Annotated in this window: 14 protein-coding genes and 1 tRNA gene; 6 read left to right on the top strand and 9 right to left on the bottom strand. The window is 70.4% G+C overall.

Translation table 11 applies throughout. From position 1 onward, the window contains the following. Nucleotides 1–60: 60 nt before the first annotated feature. From ARTHRO9V_RS07545 to ARTHRO9V_RS07535, 4 genes are all read right to left on the bottom strand, one after another. Nucleotides 61–738 (bottom strand): DUF6766 family protein, encoded by a 678-nt coding sequence (locus ARTHRO9V_RS07545; protein ID WP_159826461.1) that lies wholly within the window; start codon nt 736–738, stop codon nt 61–63. 5 nt (nt 739–743) lie between these two features. Further along, nucleotides 744–869, bottom strand: a complete 126-nt coding sequence (locus tag ARTHRO9V_RS15880) for a hypothetical protein (protein ID WP_255350786.1) — start codon at nt 867–869, stop codon at nt 744–746. Nucleotides 870–1,086: 217 nt separating this feature from the next. Continuing rightward, nucleotides 1,087–1,159, bottom strand: a tRNA-Val gene (locus tag ARTHRO9V_RS07540). An 85-nt stretch (nt 1,160–1,244) separates the two neighbouring features. Next, on the bottom strand, nt 1,245–1,718 hold the full coding sequence (locus tag ARTHRO9V_RS07535; RefSeq protein WP_159826459.1) for a peroxiredoxin: 474 nt from the start codon (nt 1,716–1,718) through the stop codon (nt 1,245–1,247). 264 nt (nt 1,719–1,982) lie between these two features. On the opposite strand from ARTHRO9V_RS07535, the gene aceE reads away from it, so the two are divergent. The 6 genes from aceE to ARTHRO9V_RS07505 all read left to right on the top strand — a co-directional run bounded on the left by aceE (nt 1,983) and on the right by ARTHRO9V_RS07505 (nt 9,720). After that, nucleotides 1,983–4,727 (top strand): pyruvate dehydrogenase (acetyl-transferring), homodimeric type, encoded by a 2,745-nt coding sequence (gene aceE, locus ARTHRO9V_RS07530; protein WP_159826457.1) that lies wholly within the window; start codon nt 1,983–1,985, stop codon nt 4,725–4,727. A gap of 7 nt (nt 4,728–4,734) precedes the next feature. Further along, on the top strand, nt 4,735–5,961 hold the full coding sequence (locus ARTHRO9V_RS07525) for a CdaR family transcriptional regulator (RefSeq protein ID WP_233568329.1): 1,227 nt from the start codon (nt 4,735–4,737) through the stop codon (nt 5,959–5,961). Between the two features lie 106 nt (nt 5,962–6,067). Further along, nucleotides 6,068–6,988 (top strand): ACP S-malonyltransferase, encoded by a 921-nt coding sequence (locus ARTHRO9V_RS07520; protein WP_159826455.1) that lies wholly within the window; start codon nt 6,068–6,070, stop codon nt 6,986–6,988. Beyond that, nucleotides 6,985–7,995 (top strand): beta-ketoacyl-ACP synthase III, encoded by a 1,011-nt coding sequence (locus ARTHRO9V_RS07515; protein ID WP_056045584.1) that lies wholly within the window; start codon nt 6,985–6,987, stop codon nt 7,993–7,995. The genes ARTHRO9V_RS07520 and ARTHRO9V_RS07515 overlap by 4 nt, the downstream gene beginning before the upstream one ends. A gap of 81 nt (nt 7,996–8,076) precedes the next feature. Then, complete coding sequence (locus tag ARTHRO9V_RS07510; protein ID WP_043592609.1) at nt 8,077–8,325, top strand: acyl carrier protein; 249 nt, start codon at nt 8,077–8,079, stop codon at nt 8,323–8,325. A 156-nt stretch (nt 8,326–8,481) separates the two neighbouring features. Next, a complete protein-coding gene (locus ARTHRO9V_RS07505; RefSeq protein ID WP_055972470.1) occupies nt 8,482–9,720 on the top strand; it encodes a beta-ketoacyl synthase in 1,239 nt (412 codons plus the stop codon). Between the two features lie 105 nt (nt 9,721–9,825). Here ARTHRO9V_RS07505 and ARTHRO9V_RS07500 read toward each other — a convergent pair whose 3' ends face one another. The 5 genes from ARTHRO9V_RS07500 to ARTHRO9V_RS07480 form a co-directional block, all read right to left on the bottom strand. Beyond that, nucleotides 9,826–10,329 (bottom strand): DUF3145 domain-containing protein, encoded by a 504-nt coding sequence (locus ARTHRO9V_RS07500; protein WP_056045587.1) that lies wholly within the window; start codon nt 10,327–10,329, stop codon nt 9,826–9,828. 197 nt (nt 10,330–10,526) lie between these two features. Further along, a complete protein-coding gene (locus ARTHRO9V_RS07495; RefSeq protein ID WP_370516188.1) occupies nt 10,527–12,188 on the bottom strand; it encodes a bifunctional 3'-5' exonuclease/DNA polymerase in 1,662 nt (553 codons plus the stop codon). A 42-nt stretch (nt 12,189–12,230) separates the two neighbouring features. Continuing rightward, a complete protein-coding gene (locus ARTHRO9V_RS07490) occupies nt 12,231–13,091 on the bottom strand; it encodes a DUF1684 domain-containing protein (protein WP_159826453.1) in 861 nt (286 codons plus the stop codon). Between the two features lie 105 nt (nt 13,092–13,196). Next, nucleotides 13,197–13,838, bottom strand: coding sequence for an FMN reductase (locus tag ARTHRO9V_RS07485; protein WP_159826451.1), 642 nt, complete (start codon nt 13,836–13,838; stop codon nt 13,197–13,199). Nucleotides 13,839–13,857: 19 nt separating this feature from the next. Further along, nucleotides 13,858–14,994, bottom strand: coding sequence for an LLM class flavin-dependent oxidoreductase (locus ARTHRO9V_RS07480; protein WP_159826449.1), 1,137 nt, complete (start codon nt 14,992–14,994; stop codon nt 13,858–13,860). Nucleotides 14,995–15,302: the final 308 nt, after the last annotated feature.

The following is a 15,302-nucleotide window of genomic DNA, read 5'->3' as shown; positions in this document are numbered from 1 at the left end:
CGAGGGCATCGTCCTGCCGGCGGCATCCACTGCCCGCAGGACGGAACGACGACCTCGTGCTCAGGCGGACTCCTCCGCGCTCGTGGTGTGCGGTGCCCCGACGGGCTTGGACTCACTCGAGCCACGCTGGCGGAGGAAGATCGAGAACACGATCATCGCTCCGACCGCCAGGAACTCCGACTGCCAGTTCTGCAGGGTCCTGTTCCAGAAATCCGGGGACGTGACGTACTGGAGCCAGGTCTCGGGTGGTGCGCCGTGTTCCGCGTTCTCCTCGTTCGCGACCACGGTCCCGCCGAGGGACTGTGCGAGCCAGGACGACACGAAGAGGGCGCCCATCACCAACAGGAGCGAGTTCGAGTACACGATGGATGCCCATCCGCCCCGGCGCGCCCACGCGGGCGACCCCGGCCGCGCGTGGTCTCCGACCGATTGTGCCTCGTCGCTGCCGACGCCCTCGTCCCCCGGTCGCTTCGACTCGGGCGACCCGCGTTGCACCAGCCAGATCGTCGCGGCGATGAACAAGAAGAACTGCAAGAACTCGGACTGCCAGTTCTCGGCCACGTCCACCAGGAAACTCGAGGACGACACGAAGTCCCAGTAGGCGAGGGGCGGAAGACCGTGCACCGCGAGTTCCTCGTTGGTGGCGGCGAGCCCGGCGAACGACTGGCCCACGAGGGCGGCGACGAAGATCACGAGGAAGGCCGTGCTGAGCCCCTGGTCTCGGATGGCTCGACGCATCCTCGTCACCGAGCCGTCAACGGGACGGCGATCATCACGACGAGTCCTGCGACGATCACGCTCATCCACAGCCAGAAGACGGCGCGCATACCCCGCGTCGATCCGGCGTCGTCGTCCTGCTGATCGCTCACCTGGTCACCCTCCTCGACGGGAATCGCCACGAGGCAGTCCTACGTCACCGACTGCGCGGCGACAAGGGGCTTGCTTTCTCCTCCGGGTGCTGCCGTCGGACCGTCGCCAGCCACGCGCCGACGACGACGCCCGCAGGCGCGGCCCGACAGGGCGTCCGTGCCCCGACGGGCCGTGCGACCGAGGAGAACCGCGGTCGTCCGACCACCGTTCGTGAGGTGGGCCCTACCGGGCTCGAACCGATGACATCCACGGTGTAAACGTGGCGCTCTACCAACTGAGCTAAAGGCCCTCGCACCGGGACGAGCCGGGCGAGCGACTACAGGTTAGCGGGTGGACGAACGGACCCGCGCCTCCTGCGGTCGTGATCGCGGTCGTCAGGCCGAGACGGGGACGAGGAGGTCGAGCGCGGCGCGGTAGTCGGCGAGCGAGCGCTCCTGGCCGGGCTCCGTGCCGAAGTGTTCGCGGATCACCCCGTCGACGTCGATCAGGAAGGTGGTGCGGGTCGCGAAACCCTTGTTCTCGAGGAAGACGCCGTACTCCTTCGAGACCTCGCCGTGCGGCCAGAAGTCCGCCAGCAGGGTGAATTCGTAGCCCTTCTCCTCGGCGAAGGCGCGCAGCGTGGCCTTGGAGTCGACGGAGACGACGAGCAACTCGACGCGGTGGTCCTGGAACATCGCGAGGTTGTCGCGGAGGGTGCAGAGCTCTTTCGTGCAGGTGCTGCTGAACGCCAGGGGGAAGAACACCAGCGCGACGGGCTTGACGCCCCGGAAGTCGCTCAACCGGACTCGCTCGCCGAACTGGTTCGGCAGGTCGAAGTCGGGAGCCTGGATGGCGTTCTCCAAAGCCATGGGTGCGTTCCTTTCGCGTCGACCCGGGCGGTCGGCGACTGACACGATCGCCGATCCTACGCCTCACTCGTCGGTTTCCACACGGTGGCGTGGCCGGACGTTCCCAGCGCGTGCCGAGCCTGTCCCGGTCCGGGCAACTAGAGTGGGCTGGTCAGGCGGAGTGCGTCTCGGAACCCGGGCACGACGGGCCTGACATCTGTTTGTCCACTCCACGCGGTGGCCCTCCAAGAGACGGCTGCTCCACACAGATGATTGAGGTCAAGGGTGACGGTTAACGATCAGGACCCGTACACGGTCGACAAGGCCGATCGCGATCCCGAAGAGACCGCCGAGTGGCGTGAGTCGCTCGACGCTCTCGTGAAGGCGCAGGGTCACGAACGTGCCCGCGAGATCATGAAGAGCCTGCTCACCCGGTCGAGCGAGCTGCACCTGGGCGTGCCGATGGTGCCGAAGACGGACTACGTCAACACCATCGCCCCCGAGGACGAGCCCGAGTTCCCCGGCGACGAAGACCTCGAGCGCCGCTACCGCAAGTGGGTCCGCTGGAACGCCGCCATCACGGTGCACCGCGCCCAGCGCCCCGGCGTCTCGGTGGGTGGCCACATCTCGACGTACGCCTCGTCGGCCGCCCTGTACGAGGTCGGCAACAACCACTTCTTCCGCGGTCAGGACCACTCCGGTGGCGGCGACCAGGTGTTCTTCCAGGGCCACGCCTCCCCCGGCATGTACGCCCGCGCCTACCTCGAGGGCCGGCTGGGCACGGACCAGCTCGACGGCTTCCGCCAAGAGAAGTCGCACGCCTCGGGCGGACTCAGCTCGTATCCGCACCCGCGCCTCATGCCCGACTTCTGGCAGTTCCCGACCGTGTCGATGGGCCTCGGTCCGATCAACGCGATCTACCAGGCGCAGGTCGCCAAGTACCTCACCAACCGTGGCATCAAGGACGCCAGCGACCAGCAGGTCTGGGCGTTCCTCGGCGACGGCGAGATGGACGAGGTCGAGAGCCGCGGTCAGCTGCAGGTGGCGGCCAACGAGGGCCTCGACAACCTGAACTTCGTCATCAACTGCAACCTGCAGCGCCTCGACGGTCCGGTCCGCGGCAACGGCAAGATCATCCAAGAACTCGAGTCGTTCTTCCGCGGCGCCGGCTGGAACGTCATCAAGGTCGTCTGGGGTCGCGAGTGGGACACCCTGCTCGCGAACGACTCGAGCGGCGCACTGCTCAACCTCATGAACACCACGCCCGACGGCGACTTCCAGACCTACAAGGCCGAGAGCGGCGGCTACGTCCGCGACAACTTCTTCGGTCGCGACCCACGCGCCCTCGAACTCGTCTCGGACTACTCGGACGACGACATCTGGAACCTCAAGCGCGGTGGCCACGACTACCGCAAGGTCTACGCCGCCTTCAAGGCCGCGACCGAGCACAAGGGCCAGCCCACGGTCATCCTCGCCAAGACGGTCAAGGGCTACGGCCTGGGGCCGTCCTTCGAGGGGCGCAACGCGACCCACCAGATGAAGAAGCTCACGCTCGACAACCTCAAGCAGTTCCGTGACGAGCTCCGCATCCCGATCAGCGACGCCCAGCTCGACGAGAACCCGTACCTGCCGCCGTACTACCACCCCGGTCAGGACGACGACGCGATCCAGTACATGCAGGAGCGTCGTCGTGCGCTCGGCGGCTACGTGCCCGAGCGCCGGACCAAGTACACCCAGATCGCGGTCCCCGAGGCGAAGACCTACGACGTCGTCAAGAAGGGGTCGGGCAAGCAGGAGGTCGCCACCACGATGGCCTTCGCGCGCCTCCTGAAGGACCTGCTGCGCTCGCCCGACTTCGGCCACCGCATCGTGCCGATCATCCCCGACGAGGCCCGCACCTTCGGCATGGACGCGTACTTCCCGACGTCCAAGATCTACAACCCGAACGGTCAGCACTACACCTCGGTCGACCGCGAACTTCTGCTCGCCTACAAGGAGAGCCCGCAGGGCCAGATCATCCACGTCGGCATCAACGAGGCCGGCGCGTTCGCGGCCTTCACCGCCGTCGGCACCTCGTACTCGACGCAGGGCGAACCGCTCATCCCGGTCTACGTCTTCTACTCGATGTTCGGGTTCCAGCGCACCGGCGACGCCATGTGGGCCGCCGGCGACCAGATGGCGCGCGGCTTCATCATCGGTGCCACCGCGGGTCGCACGACGCTGACCGGCGAGGGCCTCCAGCACGCCGACGGCCACTCCCTGCTGCTGGCGTCGACGAACCCCGCGGTCGTCTCGTACGACCCGGCGTTCGGCTACGAGCTCGGGCACATCGTCAAGTCGGGCATGGACCGCATGTACGGCACGGACGAGCACGGCAACGCGTCGCACTCCGACCCGAACGTCATGTACTACATCACCGTGTACAACGAGCCGATGGCCCAGCCCGTCGAACCCGAGGGCCTCGACGTGGACGGCGTGGTGCGCGGCATCTACAAGCTCAAGGACGCCGAGAACCTGGGTCCCCGCGCCCAGCTCCTGGCGTCCGGCGTCGGTGTGCCGTGGGCTCTCGAGGCGCAGCAGCTGCTCGCCGACGACTGGAACGTCGCGGCCGACGTCTGGAGCGTCACGAGCTGGAACGAACTGCGCCGCGACGGCCTGGCCGCCGATGAGCACAACTTCCTGCACCCGAACGACGAGCCGAAGACGCCCTACGTCACCGAGAAGCTGAAGGACTCCGAGGGCCCCGTCATCGCCACGAGCGACTTCATGGCCGCCGTGCCCGACCAGATCCGCGAGTACGTGCCCGGCGACTACCTGACCCTCGGGGCCGACGGCTTCGGTTTCAGCGACACCCGGGCCGCCGCCCGCCGGTTCTTCAAGATCGACGGACCGTCGGTCGTCGTCCGCACCCTGCAGGCCCTGGCCCGTCGCGGCGAGGTCGACCCCGCTGTGGTCCAGCAGGCGATCGATCGTTACCAGCTGCACGACGTCACGGCCGGCACCAGCGGCACCGCCGGCGGGGAGGCCTGACGACCCCGTGAGCGCCGAGCGGGTGCCCGGATCGCCCCTGCAGCCGTCCGCGGCCACGAAAGAGCGCACGCTCGCGTGGCTGCGGACGGTCTCGGGTGAGCTGTCCACCGCGACCATCAAGCGCCTCGAAGAGACGCTGCCCTGGTACGGGGACATGCCCCCCGGGCGCCGCTCGGCGGTCGGGCTCGTCGCCCAGGCCGGCATCACCTCGTTCATCAGCTGGTTCGCCGACCCGCGATCCACCCCGTGGATCGCAGCCGACGTCTTCGGTTCGGCCCCCCGCGAACTTCTCCGCTCGGTCAGCCTCACGCAGACCCTGCAGCTCATCCGCATCACCGTCGAGGTCGTGGAAGAACGCGTCAAGGACGGCGACGACTCGCTGCGCGAAGCGATCCTCCTGTACTCGCGCGAGATCGCGTTCGCCTCGGCGGACGTCTACGCCCGGGCCGCCGAAGCCCGAGGCCTCTGGGACGCCCGACTCGAGGCCCTGGTCGTCGACTCGATCCTGAGCGGCGAGTACGACGACGAGTTGCCCAGCCGCATCGCCGCGCTCGGATGGCACGGGCACGGTGAGGTCGCCGTCCTCGTCGGCACGGCTCCGCGGATGCTCGACGTCGACATGCTCCGACGCACGGCCCGGCACCGGGAGGCCGACGTGCTCATCGGCGTGCAGGGTAGCCGACTGGTGCTCGTCATCGGGCGGGCCGATCCGCTCGACGAGGGCAGCGCCTCCTCGACCCACCCCAGCTTCACCGAGATCGCGCGCGCGCTCGAACCCGGCTTCGGCGACGGGCACCTCGTGCTCGGCCACGAGGTGCCGAGCCTCGTCGACGCCTCGAAGAGCGCCAAGGCCGCCCTCGCCGGTTTCGCGGTCGCACGGGCCTGGCGCAACGCGCCCCGCCCCGTCCTCGCCGACGACCTCCTGCCCGAGCGCGCCCTCGCCGGAGACCCGGTCGCACGGTCGACCCTCGTCAACCGCATCTACAAGCCCCTCAAGACGCACTCGACCGAGTTGCTGACGACCTTGTGGTGCTACCTCGACAACGGGCGCTCGCTCGAGGCCACGGCACGCGAACTCTTCGTGCACCCGAACACCGTGCGGTATCGCCTGAAGCGCGTCACGGACGTGATCGGCTGGGATGCCACCGGCGCCCGTGAGGCGCTGATCCTCCAGTCGGCGCTCGTGCTCGGATCGATCGCCGACCCCGAGGGGTCAGGGGTCCGACGCAAGTGACCGTCGGGCTGCCCGCGAGGACGTCTGTGCGCTTCGACAACGTTCTCGCTCATCTTTGGTCGAGTTGCTACACCGCAGACCCCCGACTCGTTGGCATGATGGACCAGTGATCGTTGTCGTAGCGCCCGGTCAGGGCTCCCAAACTCCCGGTTTCCTCGACCCCTGGCTGGCAGACCCCGACCAGCGTGAGCTGCTGACGTCGCTCTCCGACGCGGCCGGCCTCGATCTCGTCGCCCACGGCACCACGTCCGACGCCGACACGATCCGCGACACCGCCGTGGCCCAGCCCCTCATCGTCGCGGCCGGCATCCTGACCGCCCGTGCCCTCTTCGGCCGTGTCGAGCGCTCCGCCGTCGCCGGCGTCGCGGGCCACTCGGTCGGCGAGTTCACCGCCGCGGCCGTCAGCGGCGTGCTGAGCGACCTCGACGCCGTCACGCTCGTCGCCGAACGGGGCCGGGCCATGGCCGACGCCGCCGCACTCGTCGAGACCGGCATGAGCGCCGTGCTCGGCGGTGACGAAGACGAACTGCTCGCCCGTCTCGACGCCCTCGGGCTCTTCCCCGCCAACTACAACGGTGGCGGCCAGATCGTCGTCGCCGGCGAGACCGCCGCACTCGCCGAGCTGGCGGCCGACCCGCCGGCCAAGAGCCGCGTCGTGCCCCTCCAGGTCGCCGGCGCCTTCCACACGCGATACATGCAGCCCGCCGTCGAGCGCCTCCGCTCCGCCGCCGCCTCGGTCACGGCCGCCGACCCCTCGACGACGCTCTGGACCAACCACGACGGCAGCACCGTCGACTCGGGCGCGCGCTTCGTCGAGCTGCTCGTCGGGCAGGTCTCGTCTCCCGTCCGATGGGATGCGACGATGCGGTCGTTCGCCGACGCCGGTGTGACGGGCATCGTCGAACTCGCCCCGGCCGGAGCCCTGACCGGCCTGGCCAAGCGCGCGCTGAGGGGTGTCCCCTCGGTCGCCGTCAAGACACCCGACGACCTGCAGGCCGCCGTCGACCTCATCGAGGGAGCAGCATGACCACCCCCCAGCTCAACCAGACCACCGGTGCGCAGTTCACCCGGATCTACGCACTCGGCGCCGCCCGCGGTGAGAACGTGGTCCCGAACGCCGACATCATCGAACCGATCAACTCCAGCGACGAGTGGATCCAGCAGCGCACCGGTGTGATCACCCGCCGACGGGCAGGCAAGGACGTCAAGGTCGTCGACCTCGCCGAGACCGCCGCCAATGAGGCCATCGCCAAGTCGGGCATCCGCCCCGACCAGATCGGCGCCGTCCTCGTGTCGACCATCGGTGCCGGCGTCGTGACCCCGTCGGTCGCCTCGCTGCTCGCCGAGCGCGTCGGTGCGAACCCGGCCGCCGCCTACGACATCTCGGCCGCCTGCGCCGGCTTCACGTACGGCATCGCGCAGGCCGACTCGTTCGTCAAGTCGGGCCTCGCCGAGTACGTCCTCGTCGTGGGTGCCGAGAAGCTCAGCGACGTCATCGACCCGACCGACCGCACGATCTCGTTCCTGCTCGCCGACGGAGCGGGTGCGGCCATCGTCGGCCCGTCCGACACCGCGGGCATCGGCCCGACGGTCTGGGGCTCGGACGGCTCGAAGTGGGACGCCATCGGCATGACCAACACCATGACCGAGTACCGCGAGGGTGCCGGCGAGATCCCCTGGCCGACCCTCCGCCAAGAAGGTCAGACGGTCTTCCGCTGGGCCGTCTGGGAGATGGCCAAGGTCGCCAAGGAGGCCCTCGAACGCGCCGGCGTGACCGCCGACCAGCTGTCGGCCTTCGTGCCCCACCAGGCCAACATGCGCATCATCGACGAGTTCGCGAAGCAGCTCGGCCTGCCCGAGTCCGTCGTGATCGGTCGCGACATCGCGACCACCGGCAACACCTCGGCCGCCAGCATCCCGCTCGCGACCCACCGACTGCTCGACGAACACCCCGAACTCAGTGGCGGTCTCGCGCTGCAGATCGGTTTCGGTGCCGGACTCGTGTTCGGCGCCCAGGTGGTCGTGCTGCCCTAGCGCGCCGCTGCCCACCCGACCGCGGGGCGCTGTATAGGCTTTACCCCGGTCACAACGACACCCCCTCAAGGAGACAACACCATGGCACTGTCCACCGAAGAAGTCCTCGCCGGCCTCGCCGAGCTCGTCAACGACGAGACCGGGATCGCCACCGACACCGTCGAGATGGACAAGTCGTTCACCGACGACCTCGACATCGACTCGATCTCCATGATGACCATCGTCGTCAACGCCGAAGAGAAGTTCGACGTCAAGATCCCCGACGAAGAGGTCAAGAACCTCAAGACCGTCGGCGACGCCGTCACGTACATCCACAAGGCGCAGAACTAAGACGTCGGCTGCCCGGTCGCCTTCACGGCGACCGGGCCCCGCCGCTGTGCCCTCGACGCCGTCGACCCCACGCCACCAGCCTCGGCTGCAGCCCGGGTCACGGCGTCGTCGTACATCGGCACAGCCCACCGACCGGCCCTCCCAGAAGGAACGTCAATGACCAAGAAGATCGTCGTCACCGGCCTCGGCGCCACGAGCCCGCTCGGTGGCACCGCCACCGAGAGCTGGCAGAACCTGCTCGCCGGCCAGTCGGGCATCACCACGCTCGAACAGGACTGGGTCGCCAAGTACGAGCTGCCCGTCACCTTCGCCGGCCAGGCACGCACCCCCTCGGCCGACGTGCTCGACCGCCGCGAGATCAAGCGCCTCGACCCGTCGAGCCAGTTCGCGCTCACCGCGGCCCGCGAGGCCTGGGCCGACGCCGGCTCGCCCGAGGTCGTCCCCGAACGCTTCATCGTCGACTGGGCCACCGGGATCGGCGGTGTCTGGACGCTGCTCGACGGGTGGGACACCCTGCGCGAGAAGGGCCCGCGACGCGTCCTGCCGATGACCGTCCCCATGCTCATGCCGAACGGTCCCGCCGCCGCCATCTCGATGAGCCTGGGTGCGCGCGCCGGAGCCCGCACGGTCGTGTCGGCCTGCGCCTCCAGCACCGAGTCGATCGCCATGGCCTACGAGCACCTGCAGTCCGGCCTCGCCGACATCGCCGTCGCCGGCGGTTCCGAGGCGGCCATCCACCCGATGCCCCTGGCCTCCTTCGCGGCCATGCAGGCCCTCTCGAAGCGCAACGACGACCCCGCCACCGCCTCGCGTCCCTACGACGTCACGCGCGACGGCTTCGTCCTCGCCGAAGGAGGCGCGGCGCTCGTCCTCGAGACCGAGGAGCACGCCCTGGCCCGCGGGGCCCGCATCTACGCCGAGCTCATCGGTGGTGCGGTCACCAGCGACTCGTACCACATCACCGCTCCCGACCCCGAGGGCACCGGCGCCGCCCGGGCCGTCATCGCGACGCTCGAGAACGCGGGGGTCGACCGCGACCAGGTCGTCCACGTCAACGCCCACGCGACGAGCACCCCGGTCGGCGACATCGCCGAGTACCACGCCATCAAGCGCGTCTTCGGCGACCACACCTCGAAGCTGATCGTCTCGGCGACCAAGGCGGCCACGGGCCACCTGCTCGGCGGCGCGGGCGGCATCGAGGCGCTGTTCACGGTCAAGGCGCTGCACGAGCGCGTGGCACCGCAGACGATCAACGTCACGCAGATGGACGACGAGATCGACATGGACGTCGTCGTCGGAGAACCGCGCCCCCTGCCCGAGGGCGAGATCGTGGCCATCAGCAACTCGTTCGGCTTCGGCGGCCACAACGCCGTCGTCGGGTTCCGCTCGGTCTGACCGAGGCGACCGACGCAGGAGGCGCGGGTGGCGTGATCACGCCACCCGCGCCTCCTGCGTCGTCACCCGGTGCGCCCGGGACGCCCCTCCCCGGGCAGGGCCGGGTCAGCTGACCTTGTGCAGCCAGACGACGGGGTTGCCTTCGCCGCTGTAGCGGAACGGTTCGAGTTCGTCGTCCCAGGCCTGGCCGAGGGCGAGACGCAGCTCGCGGTGCAACTCGAGGGTGTTCGACCCGGCGATCTCCATCGCGTAGCGGATGCGGTCCTCGGGGATGACCGTGTTGCCGGCGGTGTCGGTCTGGGCGAAGAACACGCCCAGGTCGGGAGAGTGCATCCAGCGACCCCCGTCGTGGGTCTCGCCGGGGTCTTCGGTCACCTCGTAGCGGAGGTGCTCCCAGCCCCGCAGAGCAGAGGCGATGCGCGCGCCGGAGCCTTCGTCGCCCTGCCACGAGAACTCGGTGCGCTGGGCGCCGGGCAGCACGGGTTGGTCGACCCAGGCGAAGTTCACGCCGTGCCCGAGGGCACGACCGACGGCCCACTCGACGTGTGGGCACAGTGCACGAGGGGACGAGTGCACGTAGAGCACTCCCCGAGCGGTTGCAGCAGCCACGATTCCTCCATCTGGTTCAGGTGCGACTTCCCCATCGACCTGTCAGACGTGATTCGTGTGCGTTCTTCGATTGTGCGGGCCGGGACCCGGTGATGCGCGGGACGGTGCCCCGTTCTGTGAATTATGACCGACCCGCCTGAGAAATCACAACTGTGTAACACCTGCGAATGGTGCGGCGTCTCGCACGGCCGGCCGGCTCACTTGGCCTGCGAGTAGTCGTCCACGACCGCGACCGTGACCGGGAAGGCCACCGGGGCGTCGCCGAAGAGCAGCCGGCCGGCCTCGACCGCGCTGTCGGCGACCATCGCCGCGACCTCGTCGGCGGCGGCCGCGGGGGCGTGCACCACCACCTCGTCGTGCAGGAAGAACACGAAGTGGGGTGCCGGGACGCCGGTCCCCCAGCGCGCGTGCAGACGACGGCGCAGGGCACCCATCCAGCAGAGGGCCCACTCCGCGGCGGTGCCCTGCACGACGAAGTTGCGCGTGAACCGACCCCACGAGCGTGCGTCGCGATCGGCCGGCCGCACGCCCATCTCGGGAGGCAGCGCGCCCGCCCCGGCGCCCCCGGAGGCGTCCGGGTCGTCGGACGGCCGCGGTGAACTGCGGCCGAGCAGGGTGTCGACGACTCCCCCGGCCTCGCCCGTGCGCGCCGCCGTCTCGACGAGCGCCATGGCGTCGGGGAACCGCCGCGCCAGGCGGGGCACGAGACGGCCGCTCTCGCCCTGGGTCGCGCCGTACATCGCGCCGAGCATCGCGACCTTGGCCTCGGCCCGCGTGGCGACGGCTCCGCTGGCGACGATGCCCTCGTAGAGGTCGCCCGACCCGGCCCGGGCCATCGAGCGGTCGCCGGACAGGCCGGTCAGGATGCGCGGCTCGAGTTGCGAGGCGTCGGCGACCACGAGCTTCCAGCCCGGGTCGGCCACGACGGCCCCGCGGACCGCCCGGGGAAGCTGCAGCGCGCCTCCTCCGCTCGTGGCCCACCGGCCGGTCACGACGCCGCCCGGCACGTAGTCGGGGCGGAAGCGCCCACCGTGCACCCAGGCGTCCAGCCAGGCCCAGCCGTTGGCGACGAGCAGCCGCTGCATCTTCTTGTAGCGGAGCAACGGCTCGATCGCGGGGTGCTCGTGCCGTTGCAGTTCCCACTGCCGCGTCGACTGCACGAGCACGCCCGCACGGTTGAGGGCCCTGATCAGCTCGGCGGGCGAATCGGGGTTGAGGTCGGGCGCGTCGAGCGCCTGCCGCACCTCGTCGAGGGCGTCGCGCATGCGGGCCGGTCGCTCCCCCGGGGCGGGCCTCGGCCCGAGGGCGGCGGTCAGCAGTTCGTCGTGCACCCGGCGCGACCACGGGATGCCCCGGTGGCGCATCTCGGCCGCGATCAACGCACCGGTGGACTCGGCGGCGACGAGCAGCTCGAGCCGACCCCGGGCGGGCGACGCCTCGACCGCCCCGCGCTGGGCGAGGAACTCGGCCGCCGGGTCGGGCAGCGACTCGGGGAGGACCTCGAAGAGTCCGTCGGACTCGCCCGGCGACGCCTGGGCGACGTCCCACGGCCCGGGAGCCGCACCTCCGAGGGGGAAGGCCGGCGCCGCCGTCGACCGTCGCAGGATCGCGTGCACGAGCCGGAGGTCGACGCAGCGCGCCAGCGTGACCCCCGCGTCGAGGAGGCGCGGGTACCACCGCGGGGTGTCGTCCCAGACCCAGCGGGGCGAGGCCTCGCGCTCGAGGCCGGCCACGCGCGCCGGCAGGTCGGCCGCGGGGATGGTCTCCACGCCGACCGCCTCGAGCAACCCCGACGCGCCGCGCTCGTACCGCGTCAGCTCGACGTCGCCGTCGGGCAGTCGACGCAGCAGGAAGAACACCGCCTGATCATCCCACCCGGCGCCGACACCGACGGCCCGTTCTCAGTGCAGCGGCTGACCGGCGGCGTCGAGGACGTTCTTCTCGCCCGCCTCGATCGGCGACACGAAGCGGTTCTGGGCCGGCGGGATCGGGCAGTTGAAGGCGTACGAGAAGGCGCAGGGCGGCAGGACGGCCCGGTTGAAGTCGAGCGTGATGGTGCCGTCGCCGTTCGGGGTCGGGAAGAGGAACCGCCCGACCGAGTACGTGCTGTCGCCGTTGGTCGCGTCGCCGAAGACGAGCTGCAACCGGTCGCCGTCACCCGACGGGAACGCCGCGAGCTCGTGGTCGACCCCGTCGCGGGTGAAGCGGATGAGCCCGGGCAACGGCTTGGGCCGACTGAGCTCGAGGTCCGCCTGGTGACGGATGTCGACCTGGGTGTCGGGCGCGGTCGGCACGAAGTCGGCCGTGACGACCCAGTCCGGGTCGAACGGGAAGGCGTCGATCGACCCGAAGCCCGTCACGGCGTCCGACGCGGAGTCCCAGACGCGCAGGGCGTACCCGGTGTGGTCGTCGTTCGCGATCACCGTGCCGGTCGTGGTCTCCGAGAACCGGAGGCTGCTCGGGACCATCGCGTCGTCACCCGCCACGACGACGGTGCCGTCGACCAGGTCGCCGTCCACGTGGATGCCGTCCGCCGCGGCGGCCGTCAGCGCCAGTCCCGACACGCCCTGCGGGGTCGGCGCCCAGCGGCCCGGCACGCCCCAGACGGTCTGCTCGTGGTCGACCCACTGCGTGCCGGTCAGGGCGAGCGGACCCTGCGGCGACACCGCGCGGGTGCGGCGCAGGACGTGGAAGCGGTCGAGCTCGGCCTGCGCGGCCGCGTGCTCGGACGGGCGGGTGGTGTCGGCGGTGCTGTCGGTCATCGGTCCTCCTGGGGTCTGACGAGGGGCAACGCCGGGGAGGCGCGGTTCATGCCCCGACGGACGGGACGTGGTCGGGACCGGCACCGCGCCTCCTCGTCCGTCGTCTCAGTCGTGCAGGTCGTCGCCGCCCACGGCGAGGCGCCGGAGCTGCTCGTCGAACGGGACGACCGCGGCGAACGGGTCGTCGAGCGCGCCCTCGTGCCGCGCCACGAGCTCGGCGAACTCCCCCGCGGCGCGCGTGACCCGCTCGGGCAGCGTCGTGGAGGTGCCGTCGCCCTCGCCCCAGTCCTCGGACGCCGCGAACACGGAGGTGGGCACGACGACGGCCTGGAGGTAGGCGAACAGGGGTCGCACCGCGTACTCGAGGGCCAACGAGTGGCGGGCCGTGCCGCCGGTCGCCCCGATCAGCACGGGCGTGCCGGTCAGCGCCTTGTGGTCCATCACGTCGACGAACGACTTGAACAGGCCGCTGTACGAGGACGAGAAGACGGGCGTGACCGCGATCACGCCGTCGGCGCTCGTCACCTTCTCGAGCGCCTCGGCGAGGGCGGGAGGCGCGAAGCCGGTCAGCATCGCGTCCGTCACCTCGTGCGCGAGGTCGCGCAGCTCGACGACCTCGACCTCGACGAACGAGCCGCGGCCGACGAGGTCACGCGTGGTGGCCTCCACCAGCCGGTCGGCCAACAGACGGGTGGAGGACGGCTGGCCCAGCCCCGCGGACAGGGCGATGATCCTCTTGGTGCTCATGGCGCGCCTCCTCCGTGTCTCAGCGGGCGGACGACGCGGTGAGCGCGTCGTGCGCGGTGGGTGTGGCCGTGGACCGCGACGCCCGGGCCGCGGCCTCGACGAGCGAAGCGTGCGTGGGGGCGTCGGGCACGTCGGCCGGACGGTTCGCGGCGAACTCGCGACGGAGGACCGGCACGACCTCGCTGCCGAGGATGTCGAGCTGCTCGAGGACCGTCTTCAGGGGCAGGCCGGCGTGGTCCATGAGGAAGAGCTGGCGCTGGTAGTCGCCGACGTAGTCGCGGAAGCCGAGGGTGCGGTCGATGACCTCCTGGGGGCTGCCGACGGTGAGCGGGGTCTGGCTCGTGAAGTCCTCCATCGAGGGGCCGTGGCCATAGACCGGGGCGTTGTCGAAGTAGGGACGGAAGGTGCGCTTGGCGTCCTGCGAGTTCTTCGCCAGGAAGACCTGACCGCCGAGACCGACGATCGCCTGGTCGGCACGCCCGTGCCCGTGGTGCTCGAAGCGGCTGCGGTAGAGCTCGACCATCTGCTTCGTGTGCGAGGCGGGCCAGAAGATGTGGTTGGCGAAGAAGCCGTCGCCGTAGTAAGCGGCCTGCTCGGCGATCTCGGGACTGCGGATCGACCCGTGCCAGACGAAGGGCGCGACGCCGTCGAGGGGACGCGGGGTCGCCGTGAAGCCCTGCAGCGGGGTGCGGAAGTGGCCCTTCCAGTCGACGACGTCCTCGCGCCAGAGACGGTGCAACAGGGCGTAGTTCTCGATCGCCAGGTTGATGCCCTGACGGATGTCCTTGCCGAACCAGGGGTAGACCGGGCCCGTGTTGCCGCGACCGAGCGTCAGGTCGACCCGGCCACCGGCGAGGTGCTGGAGCATCGCGAAGTCCTCGGCGATCTTGACCGGGTCGTTCGTCGTGATGAGCGTCGTCGCCGTGCTGAGCACGATGCGCTCGGTCTGCGCGGCGATGTAGGCGAGGAGGGTCGTCGGGCTCGAGTTCACGAAGGGCGGGTTGTGGTGCTCGCCTGCGGCGTAGACGTCGAGACCGACCTCCTCGGCCTTCTTCGCGATGGTGACCATCGCCTGGAGGCGCTCGCCCTCGGTCGGGGTGGCACCGGTGGTGGGGTCGGTCGTGATGTCGCCGACGCTGAAGATTCCGAACTGCATTGCTCCACCTTAGAACATCTGCATGCGTTTGCATGCACTTCGGTGAACCTCGGGGTGGGGCGTGGCATTCCCGGGGCGTGCGACGGCCGTCGGGAACGCGCAGCGGACGACCTGGCCTCGACCTCGACCCCCGTGCGCGACGTGGGACGTGTCGGCAATTCCGGATCGGTGCCGCGTCGAGGAAGCCCGGGCCCGGAAGCACGCGACCCTCGCCGATCGGCGCCGCAGGGGGCAGGAGTTGCCGGCACGCGTCGGCAACTCAGGACCGGTGTCGCAGCTCCGAGACCCGGGCCCGGAGTCACGGGACG

This window comes from Frigoribacterium sp. 9N (genome assembly GCF_902506305.1).
Lineage (GTDB): Bacteria > Actinomycetota > Actinomycetes > Actinomycetales > Microbacteriaceae > Frigoribacterium.
The sequence above is the reverse complement of the archived record's forward strand: the minus strand, read 5'-3'. Positions and strand labels throughout refer to the sequence as shown.

What these genes read in the sequence shown, in the direction of transcription:
- ARTHRO9V_RS07535 (WP_159826459.1), bottom strand. Translation starts at nt 1,718, where the DNA reads ATGGCTTTGGAGAACGCCATCCAGGCTCCCGACTTCGACCTGCCGAAC.
- ARTHRO9V_RS07485 (WP_159826451.1), bottom strand. Translation starts at nt 13,838, where the DNA reads ATGAGCACCAAGAGGATCATCGCCCTGTCCGCGGGGCTGGGCCAGCCG.
- ARTHRO9V_RS07505 (WP_055972470.1), top strand. Translation starts at nt 8,482, where the DNA reads ATGACCAAGAAGATCGTCGTCACCGGCCTCGGCGCCACGAGCCCGCTC.
- ARTHRO9V_RS07510 (WP_043592609.1), top strand. Translation starts at nt 8,077, where the DNA reads ATGGCACTGTCCACCGAAGAAGTCCTCGCCGGCCTCGCCGAGCTCGTC.
- ARTHRO9V_RS07480 (WP_159826449.1), bottom strand. Translation starts at nt 14,994, where the DNA reads ATGCAGTTCGGAATCTTCAGCGTCGGCGACATCACGACCGACCCCACC.
- ARTHRO9V_RS07545 (WP_159826461.1), bottom strand. Translation starts at nt 738, where the DNA reads ATGCGTCGAGCCATCCGAGACCAGGGGCTCAGCACGGCCTTCCTCGTG.
- ARTHRO9V_RS07490 (WP_159826453.1), bottom strand. Translation starts at nt 13,091, where the DNA reads ATGACCGACAGCACCGCCGACACCACCCGCCCGTCCGAGCACGCGGCC.
- ARTHRO9V_RS07515 (WP_056045584.1), top strand. Translation starts at nt 6,985, where the DNA reads ATGACCACCCCCCAGCTCAACCAGACCACCGGTGCGCAGTTCACCCGG.